Raw genomic sequence first — 16,800 nt, forward strand, 5'->3', positions numbered from 1 at the left:
CGTCATTTCAGCAGGGCAAGGGACAACAGGCCCGGAAACCAGGCCAACCGCAGGATGAGCAGCGATCGGGCCGCTGACCTGTCCCGGTCCGGCCAGGACCAGAGGATGTAGGTGCACGAGCACACCGGCGCGATCAGAAACGGGGTGACACAGACGAGGTAGGGCGACGGTTCCGAGCTGACCGGGGGGCCCACGCCGAGTACGGCGGCACAGAGGACCGCGGCCACGGCCGTGTAGGCGGCGACGCTCACCGCGGGTTCGAACGCGGTGGCGAGGGTGCGTAAACCGGCTTCGCCGTCGGCGTCGCGGTCCTGCAGGGTCTTGACGATCTCGTAGCCGACCACGAACAACAGGACGGTCCCTGCCGCGACGCATGATCTCGGCGACATTCCGCTGGAGACCATGGCACCGAAGAGGAGAGTGCCGCAGCTCACGGCGGCGACGACGAGGTTGCCGACCAGCACGGTGTCCTTCAGACGATAGGAATAGGCGAAAGCCAGGAACAGCAGGGCAGCAGCGAAGAGCGTCTCCATCGGGCCCAGCACGAAAGCGGTCGTCATCGTGAGTGCCGCCAGGGCCAGGACCACGAACCAGGCGGTCCGGAGCCCGACCCGCCCGGACGCGATCGGTCGCCAGGGCTTGCCGATCCTGTCGGCGGGCAGGTCGGCGATGTCGTTCACGGCGTTCGCGACGCCCATCACCCCAGCCATGCACACCATCGACAGCAGGACCCGGCCCAGGCCCCCGTCCGACGAGTCCGTCGCGAGGTGGCCACCGCATGCCGCGGACAGTGCGGCCAGCACGCACGTGACGGGTCGTACGATCCTGCAGGTGGACACGATCCGTGAGCCGAAGCCGCACTGTGAGGCGGTGTGAACCATCGATGGAGTTCCGTCTCCTCGTCCGCTGTCCTACAGCACGGTTCCGCGTCGATGGACGCGGCCCGTCGTGCCGTCCACGGTGATGACGTCGCCGTCCCGAACGGTTCGTGTGACCGAGTGCAGCGCGACGACGGCGGGTACGCCGTACTCGCGAGCGATGACCGACATGTGTGCGGCCACACTCCCGACGTCGGCCGCGACAGCTCCGGCTCGTGCGATCAGCGGAGCGAGTGCCGGTACGAGGGACCGGACGACGAGCACGTCCCCGGCAGCAATGTCCGCTCGCGCCGGGTGATCGACGAGCCGAGCCCTGCCGGTCGCCCTTCCGGGGCTCACCCCGATCCCGTCGAGCACGCCGTCCGCGTCGCATCCGTCCGCCTGCGTCGCCGGGCGGCCGAGCAGCAGCGGCAGTAGGAACGCGGCGGTGCCGAGAGTCAGAGGCGGCCACAGAGCGCGCTGCCGTGCCCAGGTCGAGGTTCTGTGGGCGATCAGCTCCTGCCTTCGGGCGGGAGCACCTTGCGACAGCGCCGCTCGCAGTTCCTCGTAGGTCAGGAAGTGCACGTCCTCCGGGCGGTCGATGACGCCCTTCTCCTCCAGCGCGGCGCCCAGCCGATGGACCGCCTGCCGGAGGACAGGCCATGGCTCGGTCAGGTTCCCCGTGTACCGCCGCCGCAGGCGCGCCGTGTCCCGGGCGTTCGTGAGCAAGCGGTTGAAAAGTGCCGGGTCCGTCTTTTGTCGGGACAGGACCGAGAGGCACGACTCCTTGAGACGTTCAGCGGTATCGGTGTGCGCCTCGGGCCGCGGCTCCGGGCGCGTGCTGTGCGCGATCTCGCCGAGGGTCGGGCGGTACCAGTCGAGGGTGGAGACCGCGTGCGGAGCGACGCCGTCGGCCTGCCCGCGGTCGACCAGCAATCCGTGATAGGGCTCATCCGTGTAGGGGAGGATCGTCTTCCGGTAGTAGCGGGCCAGTGCCTGCTCCGCCCGCCAGGCGGCGCCGCCCACCAGGAGCATCGGCGAGACGTAGTCTCCGACCAGCTCGATCACCCGGTCGACGAAGTCGGCTGTCGCGTGCTCGGAGACGCCCCCGAAGCCCGCGGCCACCGTGCCGAGCAACGCACGACAGTGGCGCGTGTGACTCTCCAGGACGGCTGTCTCCTTGGCGACCACGATCCTGTTCGTGACCGCCGGCCAGAGTCTGCCGGCCAGCATGGCGCAGGCGAAGCCGGGATGCGCGAGCATTCCCTCAAGGAGCGCGGAGGAGCGGCGCTCGCCCAACGGCGAGTGGTAGTACCAGCCGTGGACGAGCCGGTAGGACGGCGTCGGCACCAGGACGCCGCTGCGTCGCCATTGCGCTCGGCGGAACCGCAGATCCACCGTCGGCAGGAACCAGGTGGCGAACAGCGGGGTCACCGGTTCCGGAAGCCATTCACCGAGGCGGATGTCCCGCCGCCACTCGCCGCGCGGCGGCGCCTGCCAGGCGATCACGCGCTCGTCGACGGCGGTCATCGGCCGCGCCTGCAACAGCGTGATCCTGCCGCCCAGAAGGGCCCACTCGACCTCGGCGCGACATGACAGGCGGGTGGAGACCCGCCGGGTCAGCTCGGCGATCTGGGCGGCCTGGTCGGACGTGATCGCGTCGTACGAGTTGCGCACACAGGTGGCGGCCGAGGCCGTCACTGTCCACTCGTCCGCGGTTGTCTCGCCCTGCATCAGTCGGTCGGCGCGGCCTCGCACCGCGGATACGGACACGGCCGCGGCGTCACCACCCGTCGGGTCGGTGGCGAACGCGGCGCCGGCAGCGTCGGGTTCGAGCATGCGCTGCACCAGGACGGCCATCGGCGGTGTTCCGGTGGCTCCCTCGTGGTGGGAGGGAGCCGCGTTTTCTGCGGACGCCCAACACTTCAGTACCGCGGCTCGTAGCGAGGCGGTGCCCGTCACGTCCAGCACACTCGTGTAGAGGCCGGCACAGGACGCTTCGGACGTGTCCTCCACGGTGCCGGACGACCGGACGGCGAGCGGGGCCCGGCCATGGACGTCTGTGATCTCGTCCAAGGCGCGCTCAAGGTGGGCCAGCGGTTCGCCGTCGCTCCATCCGGTCCGGGCACTGTCCTGGAAGTGCTGGTGGATCCAGGCGGGTACGACCATGCCATCAGCGCAGGGGAAACCCGACGTCAGCAACTGCGCCAGGGTGGCTGCCTTGCGCCCGGTCACTCGGGGGTCGGCTGCCCGGTCGTCGGTGAGTGCTACGGCCGTGGGTGGCGCGGCCGACCATCTGTCCATGCGGATTTCCTCTTCTAAGTCCGAGCAGCCGTCAGCCCGTCAGTCTTCGCATGATGACCATTTCGGCCTGTCTCCATCATCAAGTCGGCGGCGATGCGCAGGTTCTTCGTGCGAATGCGTGCGTAGTGTTCCTCGTAGAGGTGGGTGAACTCGGCGAACCCTTCGGGACACAGCCGGTGCCAACTCTTTTCGTTCATCCGAGTCCCTGACAGCTGCGCGCGGGTGAGCTGCAGGGACTCTTTCGGGTACCGGGCGAGGATGGACAGGAGAATGTTTCCCGTCCCCTTCTCGCTGTCGTGGCGCCAGTCCCTCAGATCGTCCGCGAACCTGCAGGCGAGACCGAGCGCGTAGAAGTCGTCCAAAGCGGTCTCTGGCGCGGCGGCGCCCTGAAACAAGCCCGTGATCTCTGCGAGTTGCCTCATCACGGCACCGCAGTCCACAGCGGCGTCCTCGAGGATTTCGTCCACCGATGGTGCGGCTCGCCGGTTCTCGACCGACGTCGCGTAGCGCCGGTATTCCGTGTCGACGGTCCGGCGGAGCGCTTGTCGGATCAGGTCACGCCGGGCCGGGTCACAGGTGGCACCCAGGTACGTCCGCATGTCCGCAACGGCACGCTCGACATCCGTCGCGGCGGCCAGATCGTCGAAATCGACGGACTCCTTCCCGACGCGCCGCTCGAATTCGTCGTCCATCAGGAAGGCGATCCTGTTGACCAGGATCAGCAATTGTGCCGTTCCCCGCCGCACCGGGCGCCCTGTGATCTCGACGAAGCCCGACAGCAGAAGATCGAGGAAGAGGTCGTAGGCGGCGATCTCCCAGCCCCGTCCACCCACCGCAGGAGCCAGGCCCGTCCGGTAGGGGTGGAACAACAGGTGCCGCCCGTACCGGGGAAGCAGGCGGAGTGCGGTACGCGCGCGACCACCCGTCCGTGGCAGCACTGTCATGGGGTCGCCCATTGCGTGGGCCGTTGTGCGGACATGGTGCTGACGACGACTCGTCGACTCGCCGGGAACAACGCGCGAGAGCAGACCGCCATGTGTTCGGGATGGGCGGCGAACAGTCGTGGCAGATAGGCCTTCGTCTGGCGATCGGCTCCGGCATGCCGGGCGACGAAGCGCTCGCACGCGTCGGAAACCGTTTCCCGGTCACCGAGTTCGACGCCGAAGAGAGTCAGGGAATGGCGAAGATAGCGCCAATAGCGGCAGCAGTCATCGACGTCGAGGACCAGATTCAGGGCGGCTATGGTTCGTATGCACGACAGGGCGATGATCCCGGAAAAGATATCGAGATACTCGCCCTTCATGTCATGCAGATCGCGGTGAAGATCGCCGAGATCGGTGAGCATCCTGCGGACCACGGGATTTGCTATTCCGCCGTCCGGTACGGTTTCGTCACCGATGCCGAGGAGACCCGACAGGAATTCCCTCTCCCGCCCCCCGTCGATGATCCTCCGTAACATCAGGGCTCCGCCGTCTCCACGAATCGATCCCACACGGGAGAGCAATGGAAGGGTGGCGTAGGTGGTGAAGATGAACATGCCCGCGCCACCCAGAACTCTGGGAGCCGTCCAGATTCTACGGACAGCGGACAGGTCATTCGCGTACTCCGGTGACACTACGTACTGAAGAATCCCCTCGGGCATGCCTGAAGCCCCCCGATCACCCGCATGGATAAGGAGGGTCCCGCCTTTGTCCACCGCGGTCAATGGGCCCGTCGACTCAAACTTTTGTTCTACGTTCCAGTCGGGCGCGTGGACCCGTGGGACTCCATGGGTCCACGCGCCCCACCGCGGACCTCGGCTGGAGCGCGGTACCCCGGAGCCGCGCGGTCATGGCCGCGCGGCTCCGGGTCACTCCTCGTCGCCGGAGGCGTCCTGCGGTTCGGCGTCCGGGCCCTGCGAGCGGACCCGCTGCACATGCTCCAGCGAGTCGCGCAGCTCGATGAGCCAGTCGTCCGTGTGCCGCTGCACCAGGCGCACGCACCACGCCAGGGCGTCACTGCGGCTGCGGGCGACCCCGGCGGCGATGAGCGTGTCGAGGACCTCGCGTTCGGGCTGGCGCAGCCGGGTCATGACCGGCGCGGCGACATGGGTGAACAGGGCGCGCTCGGTGCCGCACTCCACACCCCAGGAGACCTTCTTGCTGAAGCGGTGCTCCGCCTCGCGGGCCACCGCGACGCGGTCGTCGCGGGTGCGCTCGCGGAAGTCCTGGATACGGGCGTGGAGCGCCGCCTCCTTCTCGGCGTCCGAGGCGCCTTCGGCGAGCTTCGGCTCGGGGATGCGGCCGACGACGGTGATCTCCTCACGGTCGACCGTCACCTCCGTCAGGCTCTCGAAGAGATCGTCGGGCAGGCGGCCGGCGAACCAGCCGCGCAGCTTCTCGCGTTGCTCCGTTGTAATCATGTAATGAGGATTACTCCGTTGCACTCACGATGCAAGGGGTGGCGGCGAAGTCCGCCGTGAGCGGAAGTCGAGGCGGCGTGCCGGTTCAATCGGAATGTTTCAGGCCTATTGCCGAGCCATGTCAATCCGGCCAGGTGGCCGTCGGTGGCGATCAACAACCGCTCAGTTCCGGGCCTCGGTCGTTCGAATTCTGTAACTTCACGCCACTGCTTCAATACTCAAAGTTACTGAAACGCATGGGGTCGATGTGTGTTTCCTGTGCGGACTCGGCAGACTCGCGCTCGCCGAACCGGCACTCGACCGAGCCGGTATCGCATTCGATCGAGCGGAAGGATGCACACAATGCCGAACACCGCGCGTTGGGCAGCGACTCTCACTCTGACGGCCACCGCCGTCTGCGGCCCCCTGATGGGGTCCGCCCACGCAGCCCCCAGCCTCGGCCCGTCCGGGCTCTACGCCCCCTCCGCCCTGGTGCTCACCACGGGCCACGGCCAGAGCGCGGCCGTCACCACCCCAGAACGCGCCGTCACCCTCAACTGCGCCCCGACGGCCTCCGGGACCCACCCTGCCGCGGTCGACGCCTGCGCCGAACTCCGGGTGGTCAAAGGTGATTTCGACGCGCTGACACCCAGAAACGACGTCTTCTGTACGAGGCAGTACGACCCCGTGGTCGTCACGGTGGCCGGCGTCTGGCAGGGCAAGCGCGTCGCGTACGAGCACACCTTCGCCAACGAGTGCGTGAAGAACTCCTACGGGATGACTGTCTTCGCGTTCTGAGAGACCGGGATCGCGTGGTCCTTGTGGACATGGACCGGGGTCCGTAGCTGGGGAGTGCGGGCTCCGTCGCGAGGCGCCATGTGATTTCGCACCGAGGGTCGGTCAGACGGAGTGGGGCCGTCGGCCGGCCCTCGGCATATCTGTGTATACGGCCGGAACAACCGCGGGACGGGCGTCACGCCCCGGAGGGAACCGCATCCCCGAGCCGTCCGCCCCGTGCGCCGCACGGCCCACGCTTGTCACCGTTCCGAGTCACCCGGGATGCCGGTACGGCCGGGACGGCGTAGCCGTGGAGCATGGGTGCACTCGGCGAATGGGACCAGCGGCTGTTCACACGGGTGGCCGCGGCGCGCGTACCCGGAGCCGATCCGGCGCTGCGGCGGCTCAGCCACGCGGCCAACCACGGACGTCTGTGGATCGGGACGGCGGCGGGGATGAGCCTCGTCGGCGGGCCCACGGCGCGACGCGCGGCGCTGCGCGGCCTGGGCTCACTGGCCCTGGCCTCGTTCACCGTCAACACGCTGGTGAAGTGGAGCGCCCGCCGTCCGCGCCCGCTGCTCGAGGGGGTGCCCTCGATCCGGCACCTGACCCGTCAGCCGCGGACCACGTCCTTTCCCTCCGGGCACTCCGCCTCCGCCGCGGCCTTCGCCACCGCGGTCGCCCTGGAGTCCCCGCGCTACGGCGCCCTGGTCGTGCCCGTGGCCGCCGCCGTCGCCTTCTCGCGTGTGTACGTCGGGGTCCACTTCCCGGGAGACGTGCTCGCCGGCGTGGCCATCGGCGCGGGCGCGGCCGCCCTCACCTGCCGCTGGTGGCCGCCGCACGCCGCCGTACCGGAACGGGAGCGACCGGCCGTACGGGCGCCCGCGCTGCCGCTCGGCAAGGGGCTGGTCGTCTTCGTCGACAGCCGGCCCGATGACCGTGCGCCCGATGCGAAGGTGCCGCCCGCCGAGCGGCTGCGCGCCCTGCTGCCCGAGGCCGAGCTGATCGAGCGCGGCCCCGACGACGACGTCGCGGAGTTGCTAGCCGCGGCGGCCGATCGCGCCGCGGAGACCCGTGGAGCGCTGGGCGTCTGCGGTGGCGACGGCAGCGTCAACGCCGCTGCCCGCGCGGCGGCCGAACGGGGGCTGGCACTGGCCGTGTTCCCCGGCGGCACCCTCAACCACTTCGCGCTGGACGTGGGCGTCCCGGACTTCGAGGACACCTCGGTGGCGGTCGCCGGGGGTGAGGCGGTGGCGGTGGACATCGGCGTGGCCCGCTCGGGGGCGGGACAGGACATGCCGTTCCTCACCACGTTCAGTATCGGGTCGTACCCCGAACTCGTGCGCCTGCGGGAGAAGTCGGAGCAGCGCTGGGGCAGGTGGCCGGCGGCGGCCGTCGCTCTCGTCCGGGTGCTGCGTACCGCGGATCCCATCGAGCTGAACGTCAACGGCCGGCCCCGCCGTCTGTGGCTGTTCCTCGCAGGCAACGGCCGCTCCTTCCCGGAGGGCTTCGCCCCCGCCGTCCGGCCGCGCCTGGACGACGGGCTGCTCGATCTGCGTCTGATCGACGGCGATCACCACTTCGCCCGTACCCGGGTCGTCGCCTCCACGCTCCTCGGGACCCTGGGGCACTCGCGGGTCTACAGCGCCGAGCGGGTTCCCTGGGTGGAGCTGGAGGGCGTCTCCGGGGCGGACACCCTCGCGTACGACGGCGAGGTCCACCCCGGCGCGGCCGGGTTGCGGCTGGAGAAGGAGTACCGGGCCTTGGTCGTGTACCGGCCCGCCCGGCCGGGGAACGAACTGCGCCAGGAGGCACGCCGGGTCGCCGCGACGGCCCGTTACCGGCGACGTGTGAGGGGCCGCCGTCTCCCTGCGGACGGCGGCCCCTCGGCCTGATGGGTGATCGGGTCAGGACACGATCACATGTGGACGACGGGTGCGGCGTCCTGGTCCTGGACGGGCTTGCCGCGGCGGTAGAGCACGAGCGCGATGAGCGCTCCCGCGGCGAAGAAGCCGGCCGACCACCAGAAGGCGGTGGTGTAGCTCTCGATCGTGGACTGGGCCTGGACCAGCTTGTTCGTCGCGTCCTTGCCGGCCAGATAGCTGGTCGCGGCGCTCGCCGCGAGCGTGTTCAGCAACGCCGTTCCGATGGAACCGCCCACCTGCTGCATGGTGTTGACGGTCGCCGAGGCGACGCCCGCGTCCTCGGGGGCGATCCCGCTGGTGGCCAGCGACATCGCGGGCGGCATCACCATGCCGAGACCGGCGCCGATCAGGAGCAGTTGCGGCAGTACGTCGGTCGAGAAGGACGAACCGACGCCGATACCGGTGAGCCAGGCCATGCCGAGCGCGGCGACCGCGAAGCCGGCGGGGATGACGACCTTCGGGCCGATCCGCGGCACCAGGGCCGTGGTGGAGACCTGCGCCATGACCATCAGCGCCGCCATCATCGGCAGGAACGCCACACCCGTCCTGGTGGGGCTGAAGCCGAGGTTCAACTGCAGGTAGTAGGTGAGGAAGAGGAAGACGCCGAACATGCCCGCGCCGGTGATCAGCACCGCGAGGAACGAGGCGGCCCGGTTGCGGTCGAGCAGGACGCGCATCGGCAGCAGCGGGTGCTCGGCCCGCGTCTGCCACCAGGCGAACGCGGTCAGCAGGATTCCGCCCGCGGCCAGGAAGCCCCAGGTGGCCGGCGAACTCCAGTCGTGCGTCTCGGCGTTGGAGAATCCGAAGACCACGGCGAAGAGTCCGGTGGAGACCAGCAGTGTGCCCGGCAGGTCGAGCTTGGAGTTCGCCGCGTCCCGGTGACCGCTCAGCAGGACCCAGCCGCCGGCGAAGGCGACGACCGCGAAGACGAGATTGACGAACAGCGTCCAGCGCCAGTCGAGCGCGTCGGTCAGGACGCCGCCGAGCAGCAGGCCCACCGCGCCACCCGCACCGGCGATCGCGCCGTACACGCTGAACGCCTTGGCACGCTCCTTGGCGTCGGTGAACGTCGTGTTCAGCAGGGAGAGGGCGGCCGGCGCGAGGAGCGCGCCGAACACACCTTGCAGCGCGCGGGCGGTGACCAGCATCCCGAAGCTGTTGGAGACGCCGCCCAGGACGGAGGCCCCGGCGAACCCGGCGACACCGACCAGGAAGGCGGGCTTGCGTCCGAAGAGGTCCGCGATGCGCCCGCCGAGCAGGAGCAGGGAGGCGAAGGCCAGGGAGTACGCGGTGACGATCCACTGCCGGTTGCCGTCGGAGAAGCCGAGGTCCGCCTGGGCGGAGGGCAGGGCGATGTTCACGATGGTGGCGTCGAGGACCACCATCAGCTGCGCGATGCCGATGATCGAGAGGATCCACCATCGCCGCTTCGACGTGGGTGCGGACGTCGCGTCCGCGGCACCCGTGCCGGTGCCTTTGGTCAGGGTCTGGGACATGGGAGAAGCACTCCAGGGAAGTCGCTCGTTGCGTGCACGTAAACGAAACGGTTTCGTACACATCGACGCTACGAGACTAAACCCCGCCTAGCGAAACGGCAACGTTTCGCTAGGCGGGCCGGGTGTGACGTCCGTCCCATGTATTCCTTGACAGTCATATAACTGCAGAGGCATATTGAAGCCATGTCCGACGCCTCCCTCTGGGCCGCCCTCGCCGACCCCCACCGGCGGGCCATCGTCGCGCTGCTCCTGGAGCGCCCGCGGGCCGTCGGTGAGATCGTCGAGGCGTGCGGGCTCAGTCAGCCGGGCACCTCGAAGCATCTGCGGGTGCTGCGCGACGCGGGGCTCGTCCGGGTACGACAGGACGCGCAACGCCGGGTCTACGCTCTCGATCCGGCCCCGATCGCCGCACTCGACGCCTGGCTCGCCCCGTACCGCACCCTGTGGAACGAGAGCCTGGACGCCCTCGGCCGCCGCCTGGACGGAGGTCCGGACAGGGCCAAGGGCGAGCCGTCGGACCCTGCCGAAGAGCCGTTCCCGCACGACAGAAGGCAGCCGAACGGCGAAGCACCCTCACCGAAGGACTGAGCCACCATGTCCGCCGAGACCACCGCCCTCACCGGGACCTACCTCACCCTGGACGACGGCCGCCCCGCCGTCCGCTTCAGCCGCACCTACGACCACCCCGTCGACCGGGTCTGGCGGTTCGTGACCGACCCCGACGAACTCGCCGCGTGGTTCCCCTCCCGCGCCGAGATGGAACTGCGCCCCGGCGGCACGATCACGTTCAGCGGCGATCCGAACATGCCGGAGTCGACGGGCCGTGTCCTCGCCGTCGACCCGCCCCGCCATCTCTCCTTCGAGTGGGGCGGCGACGAACTGCGCTTCGACCTCGAAGCCCTCGACGACCGGCGGACCCGCTTCACGCTCACCAACGTGCTCGCCGAGCCGAACACGGCCGCCCGCAACGGTGCCGGCTGGGAGGTGTGCCTCACCGCGCTCGACGCGACGGCGCGCGGCGAGCGGTCCGGGGGCCCGCACGCCGGGGGGAACACGCCCTGGAAGGAGATCTACAGCATCTACGTCGACGCGGGGGTCCCCTCCGGCGCCCCGGTCCCGGGAGTCGACTGACCGCTCAGGCCAGCTGCCGTCGCACCAGCTCGTGCAGTCGCCCGCCCGTGTCCGCCAGCAGCTGTGCGGGCGGGCCCTGCTGGGCGACGCGGCCCTCCTCCATCACGATGACACGGTCCGCGTCGAGCACCGTCGACAGCCGGTGCGCGATCACGACCCGGGTGGCGTTGAGCGCCTTGGTGCTCTCGATCACCGTGCGTTGCGTGGCGTTGTCGAGGGCGCTGGTCGCCTCGTCGAAGAAGAGGATGCGCGGCCGTCGTATCAACGCCTGGGCGATCATCAGACGCTGGCGCTGGCCGCCCGAGATCGCGCCGCTGCCCGCCACGAGGGTGTGCAGGCCCATCGGCATCCGCCTGATGTCCTCGGCCAGCCCCGCCATCTCGGCCGCCGCCATCGCCTCCTCCGGCGTGTACGGCTCGGTGCCGCAGATGCAGTCGAGGATCGACCCGGTGAACGGCTGCGCGTGCTGGAGCACCACACCGCACTGACGGCGTACGGCGGACTGGTCGAGCGCCCCCAGATCCTGGCCGTCGTACAGCACACTGCCCGACACCGGCCTGTCGAAGCCGATCAGCAGCCGCAGCAGGGTGGACTTGCCGCAGCCGCTCGGTCCGACGATCGCCACGAACTCGCCCGGCCGGATGTCGAACGACACGTCGTCGAGGACGAGCGGACCGTCGTCGGCGTACCGGAACGACAGCCGCCGTGCCTCGATCCCGCCGGACAGGACACCGGGACGGGTGCTCGCCACGCGCACCTCGGGCGTCGCGTCGAGCACCGGCCTGATCTCCTCGAACATCGGCAGCGCGGCCGCCGCCGAGACGAACGCGCCGGTGATCTGGGTGACAGAGGTCAGCAGCATCGTCATCGACGTGTTGAAGGTGAGGAAGTCGGCGGCCGACAGCGAGCCGTGCGCCGGACCCGCCAAGAGCATGAACATCAGCAGGGAGCACAGCGGCAGATACACCGCGCCCATCACCGTCGTCAGGTTCTTGATGCGGCCGACCTGCCGCTGGAGCTCACGGCTGCGGGCGAACTCGCCCGCCCAGGCCGCGTACGCGTAGTTCTCGGCCGCCGCGACCCGCAGTTTGGGCAGGCCGCGCAGGGTCTGGAAGGCCTGGTTGTTGAGCTTGTTGCTCAGCACCACCAGGCTGCGTTGCCGGCGCACCTGCCACAGACCGAGACCGAGGAACACCGACGCGATGACCACGAGCATCCCGATCGCGGCCAGCGCCATGGGCACGCTGTACCAGAGCAGCAGCCCCAGGTTCATCGCGCCGACCGTGCCCGCCTGCGCGAGGGTCGGGCCGACACCGGCGAGAAGCCGGCGGATCGCGCTGATGCCCATCGCGGCGCCGGCGAGCTCACCGGTCGAGCGGGAGGCGAAGAACGCCGTCGGCAACCGCAACAACCGGTCCCAGACGGCAGGTTGGAGACTCGCCTCGATCCGGCCCTCCATCCGCAGCAGGGTGAGGTTCTGCATCAGCATGAACGCCGCCGACACCACGCTGGTGACCATGAGCGCGAGACAGACCTGCACGATGAGGCCGTGCTGGGCCTTCGGCACGTACTCGCCGAGCACCTTGCCGGTCGCGATCGGCACCAGCGCGCCGATCGCGACGGTCACCAGACCGCTGATCGCGAGGTTGCGCAGGTCTCCGCCGGTACCCGTCATACAGAACCGCAGCAGCCTCAGCGGGCTCAGCCGACGCTCGGGGAGCGGCCGGTAGAACATCACGGCCCGCGGCTCGAACTCCGCCGCGTTGGCCTTCTCCACCGGTGTCTCCCGCCCGGACGACGGCTGCACGGCCACATATCCGCCGCGCCGCCACAGCAGTGCCACCGGTGCGCCGGACACCGCCCGGTGGCCGACCAGCGGGCCGATGTCGTCGCGCCACCAGCGCCCGTCGAGCCGTACGGCACGTGTACGGACGCGCGAGGCGAGCGCGATCCGCTCCACGGGGTCGAGCCGGTCGCTCTCCGTGCCGCTCTGCGCCTGCTCGGCCAGGGTGATCCCGGCCGCGCGGGCGACCAGCGCGCAGGCCGCGTACGATGCGTCCGCGTCGGCCGCGGTCGGGCGTTTCGCCGACGATCTGCCGATCGAGGCGAGCAGCGTGCGGTCGGCCTGGGCGCGAACGGCCTCACCGGCCTTGATGCCCGCCGCCGTACGGTCCTCGTGACCGGCCTCGACCTGCTCGATCCAGCGGTCGAGCGTGGACAGCAGCCGGTACTGCTGGTCGACCATGCCCTGCCAGACGCCGGAGTCCATCAGCAGGTCGGCCGCCGCCTCGGCCCCGTACAGGGAGCCGTACTGCACACTTCCCGGCGGGACCTGCATCCAGAAGACGTCGTCGTCGGTGGGCGCCGCCGCGTTCTCCGTCGCCATCGGCGCCTGGAAGAGGATGGACAGACTGCGTCCGACGCCGAGCGCGAGCGCGTACTCCAGCGGGCTCGTCGTCGGCGGCGTGTACCGCGGGTTGCCGTACTCGTCGTACGACCAGGTCGCCGTGTCGGCCGGCTGGTACAGCTCGCGCAACCCGATCCGGTGCACCACGCAGTCGCGCAACGGCCGCCCGACCAGGGTGTGCTGGGGGCCCGCCACCGGGCCGAGCAGCAGGGATCCCGCCTCGAGCCGGCCGAGGTGATGCCAGTGACCCTGCTCCGCGGCGTCGACCGCGAACAGGTCCATGGCACCCGCGGCCACCAGCCACAGGACCTGCGGGCCCTCCAGATCGAGGCGGCTCAGCCCCGCGCAGTCGACCCGGGTCCCCATGCCGCCGAGCGCGCCGAGTACGACGTCGCCCTCGTGGACGCCCTCGTGAACCGTGGTCATCTCATCGCTCCCTGACCAGAGCGGCGTACGGACCGTCGGCCGCCAACAGTGCCTCGTGCCGCCCGCGTTCCACGATCGTGCCGTGTTCGAGGACGACGATCTCGTCGCTGTCCCGCACGGTGCTCAGCCGGTGGGCGATCACCACACAGGCACAGCCGCGCCGACGCAGGTTGTCCATGACGGTCTGCTCCGTCTCCGCGTCCAGGGCGCTGGTCACCTCGTCGAGCACCAGGATGCTGGGCCTGCGCACCAACGCCCGCGCGATCTCAAGGCGTTGCCGCTGACCGCCGGAGAAGTTCCGCCCGTCCTGCTCGACCCTGCTGTGGATACCGCCGGGCCGGCGCGTCACGACGTCGTACAGCGCCGCGTCCTGAAGGGCGGCGACCACCGCGTCGTCGGGGATCGACGGATCCCACAGCGCCACGTTGTCGCGGACCGTCCCCTCGAAGAGGAAGACGTCCTGGTCGACGAAGGACACGGAGGCCGCGAGCGCGCCGCGCGGGATGTCCTCCAGACGCCGGCCGTCGATACGGATCGTGCCTTCCCACGGTGCGTAGAGCCCCGAAATGAGCCGGGACACCGTCGACTTGCCGCTGCCCGAGCCGCCGACCAGCGCGACCTGCCGGCCCGGGCCGACCGTCAGTGAGAACCCGGTGAGCAGGGGCTTGTCGAGCGGGCTGTAGCCGAAGGTGATGTTCTCCAGCTCGACATGGCCCTGAAGGCGCCGGGTGGACTCGCCGGTGCCCGAGCGGGCGTAGAGCGGGTCGGCCCGGAAGTTCTCGACGTCCTTGAGACGGGCCACGTCGGCGGCGAAGTCCTGGATGCGGCCCGCGACACCGTTGAGCCGGGTGATCGGCGCGGTGAAGCGCGTGACCAGCGCCTGGAAGGCGACCAGCAGACCCACGGAGACATGCCCCTCGACCGCGCGCAGCCCGCCGATCCACAGGATCAGCGCGCTGTTGAGCGTCGCGAGCGTCGGCGCGACGACCCCCAGCCAGGCGCTCGGCACACCGAGCCGCTGCTGCTCCTCCAGCGTGGTGGCGTGCTGTCCGGCCCACTTGCGGAAGTAGCCGTCCTCGCCACCGGTGGCCTTCATCGTCTCGATCAACTGGAGCCCGGTGTAAGCGGTGTTGGTCAACCGGGCGCTGTCGGCGCGGAGTTTGGCGGTGCGGGTCGCGCGCAGCCGGATCACCACCCGCATTGCCACCACGTTGAGCAGCGCGACGCCGATGCCGACGGCCGTCAGCTGCGGGTCGTACGTGTACAGCAGCACGGCGTACAGGACGACGACGATCGCGTCCACACCCGCGGCCGCGAGATCGCGGGCCAGGGTCTCGGCCACCGCGTCGTTCGACTGGAGCCGCTGCACGAGGTCGGCCGGGCTGCGCTGGGAGAAGAACGTGACCGGCAGCCGCAGCAGATGGCGCAGGAAACGGGCGCTGGAGAGCGTCGAGGAGATGAGGCGGCCACGCAGCAGATTCGCCTGCTGCAACCAGGTCAGCACCACCGTCAGCACGACGGAGGCACCCATCGACGCGAACAGCACGCCGAGCAGCGAACTCTGACCGCCGATCAGATACTGGTCGATAAACGTCCGGCTGAGCGCGGGCACCGCCGCGCCGACCGCCACCAGGAGCAGACTCGCCAGCACGGCGGCGGGCATCGTGCCCGAAGTGCCGCGCAGCCGGGCCGGCATCGCGCCCAACACCCCGGGCTTGCGGCCGCCCTTGCGGAAGTCGGGGCCCGGCTCCATCACCAGGACGACTCCGGTGAAGCTGGAGTCGAAGTCCTCGATCGGCACGAAACGGCGGCCCTTGCCGGGGTCGTTGATGTGCACGCCACGGCGCCCGAAGCGGCGCCCCACACCGTCGTACACCACGTAGTGGTTGAACTCCCAGAACAGGATCGCGGGCCCCCGCACCTCGGCGAGCGCGGCCGTGTCCATCTGCATGCCCTTGGCGGTCAGGCCGTAACTGCGGGCCGCCTTCAGCAGGTTGCTGGCGCGTGAGCCGTCCCGTGAGACACCGCACGCGATGCGCAGCTCCTCCAGCGGGATGTGCCGGCCGTAGTGGCCGAGCACCATGGCGAGGGAGGCCGCACCGCACTCCACGGCCTCCATCTGGAGAACGGTGGGGGTGCGTACGGCCTTGACCCGGCCCTTGGGCACGCTGCGCCGGGGCGGGGCGGCGCGCCGTCTGCTCCGGGTGTCCGGTGCGGCGGTCACGGCAGGAGCCAGTCGACAGGGCGCTGACCGGCCAGCCGGATGGAAGCGGTGGCCAGGGTCATGGAGGTGATCGGGTAGGGCGGTCCGTCGGCGGACGACCACTTCAGGCCGCTCTCGGTGGCGGACGAACGGTCGAGACGGACCAGGACGGCCACCGGCCGGCCCTTCTCGGTGAACTGCTCGCCCAACTGGTCGTCGCCCAGGGAGGCGGCGATCTGCTGTCGGCTCTGCGCGCTCCGGCCCACCGTTTTCACATGGCCGCGCAGTACCCCGTAGCGCTGGGTCGGCACCGACTGGACGGTGAGGTCGACCGCGGCGTCGGCGGGAATCGAGGCGGCGCTCCCGGCGGAGACGTACACCGTCGCGTAGAGCGGGTCGTCGGCGTGGGCGACCTTCTCCATGGCGGCCACGTTCGCGCCGGTCGAGATGATCGCGCCGATGGTGGCGGCGAGCGCGGTGACACGGCCCGCGGCGACCGTGCGGACGACGGCCGTTTCCCCTTGTGCCGTACGGACCTTCAGTACGGGGGCGTTCGCGGGGAGCCGTGCGCCCTCCTTGGCGAGGACCGCGGTGACCTGGCCGGCGACGGGGCTCTGCAGGATGTAACTGCCCTCCGCGTGCGTGAGGACGGCGGGCGCGCCGACCGTGGAGGTGACGGTGCCGGTCACGGCCCACACGGACGCGGCAGCCATGGCGACGACCGTCACGGACAGGACGAGCCAGCCCTGAGGGCGGGCGAAACGCACCGGAAGGTCGAGCTCTTCGGGCGACCGCAGCTTGGCGAGGGCCTGTTGGCGGAACTGCACGGGACTTCCCTCACCTGTTCGAGAGGCCTACGGCACCCGAGAGTCCCGGAACCGGTGGGGCGGTTCC

At 70.1% G+C, this 16,800-nt stretch carries 13 protein-coding genes; 4 read left to right on the forward strand and 9 right to left on the reverse strand.

The features are described from left to right. Positions 1-2 precede the first annotated feature (2 nt). From ABZX90_RS05195 to ABZX90_RS05215, 5 genes are all read right to left on the reverse strand, one after another. A complete protein-coding gene (locus ABZX90_RS05195; RefSeq protein ID WP_351125350.1) occupies positions 3-881 on the reverse strand; it encodes a UbiA family prenyltransferase in 879 nt (292 codons plus the stop codon). A gap of 30 nt (positions 882-911) precedes the next feature. Continuing rightward, positions 912-3,161 (reverse strand): PEP/pyruvate-binding domain-containing protein, encoded by a 2,250-nt coding sequence (locus ABZX90_RS05200; RefSeq protein WP_355201598.1) that lies wholly within the window; start codon positions 3,159-3,161, stop codon positions 912-914. Positions 3,162-3,175: 14 nt separating this feature from the next. After that, a complete protein-coding gene (locus ABZX90_RS05205; RefSeq protein WP_351125344.1) occupies positions 3,176-4,105 on the reverse strand; it encodes a class 1 isoprenoid biosynthesis enzyme in 930 nt (309 codons plus the stop codon). Further along, positions 4,102-4,698 carry a hypothetical protein gene (locus ABZX90_RS05210; protein ID WP_355201600.1) on the reverse strand — a complete coding sequence of 199 codons (597 nt, stop codon included), beginning with the start codon at positions 4,696-4,698 and terminating at the stop codon, positions 4,102-4,104. Before ABZX90_RS05210 ends, ABZX90_RS05205 begins: the two co-directional genes overlap by 4 nt. Before the next feature lie 312 nt (positions 4,699-5,010). Further along, positions 5,011-5,562, reverse strand: a complete 552-nt coding sequence (locus ABZX90_RS05215) for a hypothetical protein (protein WP_351125338.1) — start codon at positions 5,560-5,562, stop codon at positions 5,011-5,013. Between the two features lie 342 nt (positions 5,563-5,904). On the opposite strand from ABZX90_RS05215, the gene ABZX90_RS05220 reads away from it, so the two are divergent. Together ABZX90_RS05220 and ABZX90_RS05225 are read left to right on the forward strand one after the other, a co-directional pair. Then, positions 5,905-6,339 (forward strand): protease inhibitor, encoded by a 435-nt coding sequence (locus ABZX90_RS05220; protein WP_351125335.1) that lies wholly within the window; start codon positions 5,905-5,907, stop codon positions 6,337-6,339. Positions 6,340-6,635: 296 nt separating this feature from the next. Further along, positions 6,636-8,213, forward strand: coding sequence for a phosphatase PAP2 family protein (locus tag ABZX90_RS05225; RefSeq protein ID WP_355201603.1), 1,578 nt, complete (start codon positions 6,636-6,638; stop codon positions 8,211-8,213). 23 nt (positions 8,214-8,236) lie between these two features. Here the strand turns inward: ABZX90_RS05225 and ABZX90_RS05230 are convergent, their stop codons facing one another. Further along, positions 8,237-9,739, reverse strand: coding sequence for an MFS transporter (locus ABZX90_RS05230; RefSeq protein ID WP_351125329.1), 1,503 nt, complete (start codon positions 9,737-9,739; stop codon positions 8,237-8,239). 183 nt (positions 9,740-9,922) lie between these two features. Here ABZX90_RS05230 and ABZX90_RS05235 point away from each other — a divergent pair, with 183 nt between their 5' ends. Together ABZX90_RS05235 and ABZX90_RS05240 are read left to right on the forward strand one after the other, a co-directional pair. Then, on the forward strand, positions 9,923-10,327 hold the full coding sequence (locus ABZX90_RS05235) for a metalloregulator ArsR/SmtB family transcription factor (RefSeq protein ID WP_351125326.1): 405 nt from the start codon (positions 9,923-9,925) through the stop codon (positions 10,325-10,327). 6 nt (positions 10,328-10,333) lie between these two features. Next, positions 10,334-10,870 (forward strand): SRPBCC family protein, encoded by a 537-nt coding sequence (locus ABZX90_RS05240; protein ID WP_355201605.1) that lies wholly within the window; start codon positions 10,334-10,336, stop codon positions 10,868-10,870. 4 nt (positions 10,871-10,874) lie between these two features. Here ABZX90_RS05240 and ABZX90_RS05245 read toward each other — a convergent pair whose 3' ends face one another. From ABZX90_RS05245 to ABZX90_RS05255, 3 genes are read right to left on the reverse strand one after another with little or no spacing between them, the layout of a single operon-like run. Beyond that, a complete protein-coding gene (locus ABZX90_RS05245) occupies positions 10,875-13,703 on the reverse strand; it encodes an NHLP bacteriocin export ABC transporter permease/ATPase subunit (RefSeq protein ID WP_355201607.1) in 2,829 nt (942 codons plus the stop codon). Between the two features lies 1 nt (position 13,704). After that, the gene (locus ABZX90_RS05250; protein WP_355201609.1) at positions 13,705-15,927 is read right to left on the reverse strand and encodes an NHLP family bacteriocin export ABC transporter peptidase/permease/ATPase subunit; all 2,223 of its coding nucleotides are present in this window, start codon (positions 15,925-15,927) and stop codon (positions 13,705-13,707) included. Further along, on the reverse strand, positions 15,924-16,733 hold the full coding sequence (locus ABZX90_RS05255) for an HlyD family efflux transporter periplasmic adaptor subunit (protein ID WP_351125314.1): 810 nt from the start codon (positions 16,731-16,733) through the stop codon (positions 15,924-15,926). Before ABZX90_RS05255 ends, ABZX90_RS05250 begins: the two co-directional genes overlap by 4 nt. Positions 16,734-16,800: the final 67 nt, after the last annotated feature.

This window comes from Streptomyces sp. NPDC002935 (assembly GCF_040611295.1).
Classification (GTDB): domain Bacteria; phylum Actinomycetota; class Actinomycetes; order Streptomycetales; family Streptomycetaceae; genus Streptomyces.

Bases quoted from the DNA above. Each gene is read 5' to 3' on its own strand.
- ABZX90_RS05195 (WP_351125350.1), bottom strand. From the start codon at position 881: ATGGTTCACACCGCCTCACAGTGCGGCTTCGGCTCACGGATCGTGTCC.
- ABZX90_RS05200 (WP_355201598.1), bottom strand. From the start codon at position 3,161: ATGGACAGATGGTCGGCCGCGCCACCCACGGCCGTAGCACTCACCGAC.
- ABZX90_RS05205 (WP_351125344.1), bottom strand. From the start codon at position 4,105: ATGACAGTGCTGCCACGGACGGGTGGTCGCGCGCGTACCGCACTCCGC.
- ABZX90_RS05210 (WP_355201600.1), bottom strand. From the start codon at position 4,698: ATGTTCATCTTCACCACCTACGCCACCCTTCCATTGCTCTCCCGTGTG.
- ABZX90_RS05215 (WP_351125338.1), bottom strand. From the start codon at position 5,562: ATGATTACAACGGAGCAACGCGAGAAGCTGCGCGGCTGGTTCGCCGGC.
- ABZX90_RS05220 (WP_351125335.1), top strand. From the start codon at position 5,905: ATGCCGAACACCGCGCGTTGGGCAGCGACTCTCACTCTGACGGCCACC.
- ABZX90_RS05225 (WP_355201603.1), top strand. From the start codon at position 6,636: ATGGGTGCACTCGGCGAATGGGACCAGCGGCTGTTCACACGGGTGGCC.
- ABZX90_RS05230 (WP_351125329.1), bottom strand. From the start codon at position 9,739: ATGTCCCAGACCCTGACCAAAGGCACCGGCACGGGTGCCGCGGACGCG.
- ABZX90_RS05235 (WP_351125326.1), top strand. From the start codon at position 9,923: ATGTCCGACGCCTCCCTCTGGGCCGCCCTCGCCGACCCCCACCGGCGG.
- ABZX90_RS05240 (WP_355201605.1), top strand. From the start codon at position 10,334: ATGTCCGCCGAGACCACCGCCCTCACCGGGACCTACCTCACCCTGGAC.
- ABZX90_RS05245 (WP_355201607.1), bottom strand. From the start codon at position 13,703: ATGACCACGGTTCACGAGGGCGTCCACGAGGGCGACGTCGTACTCGGC.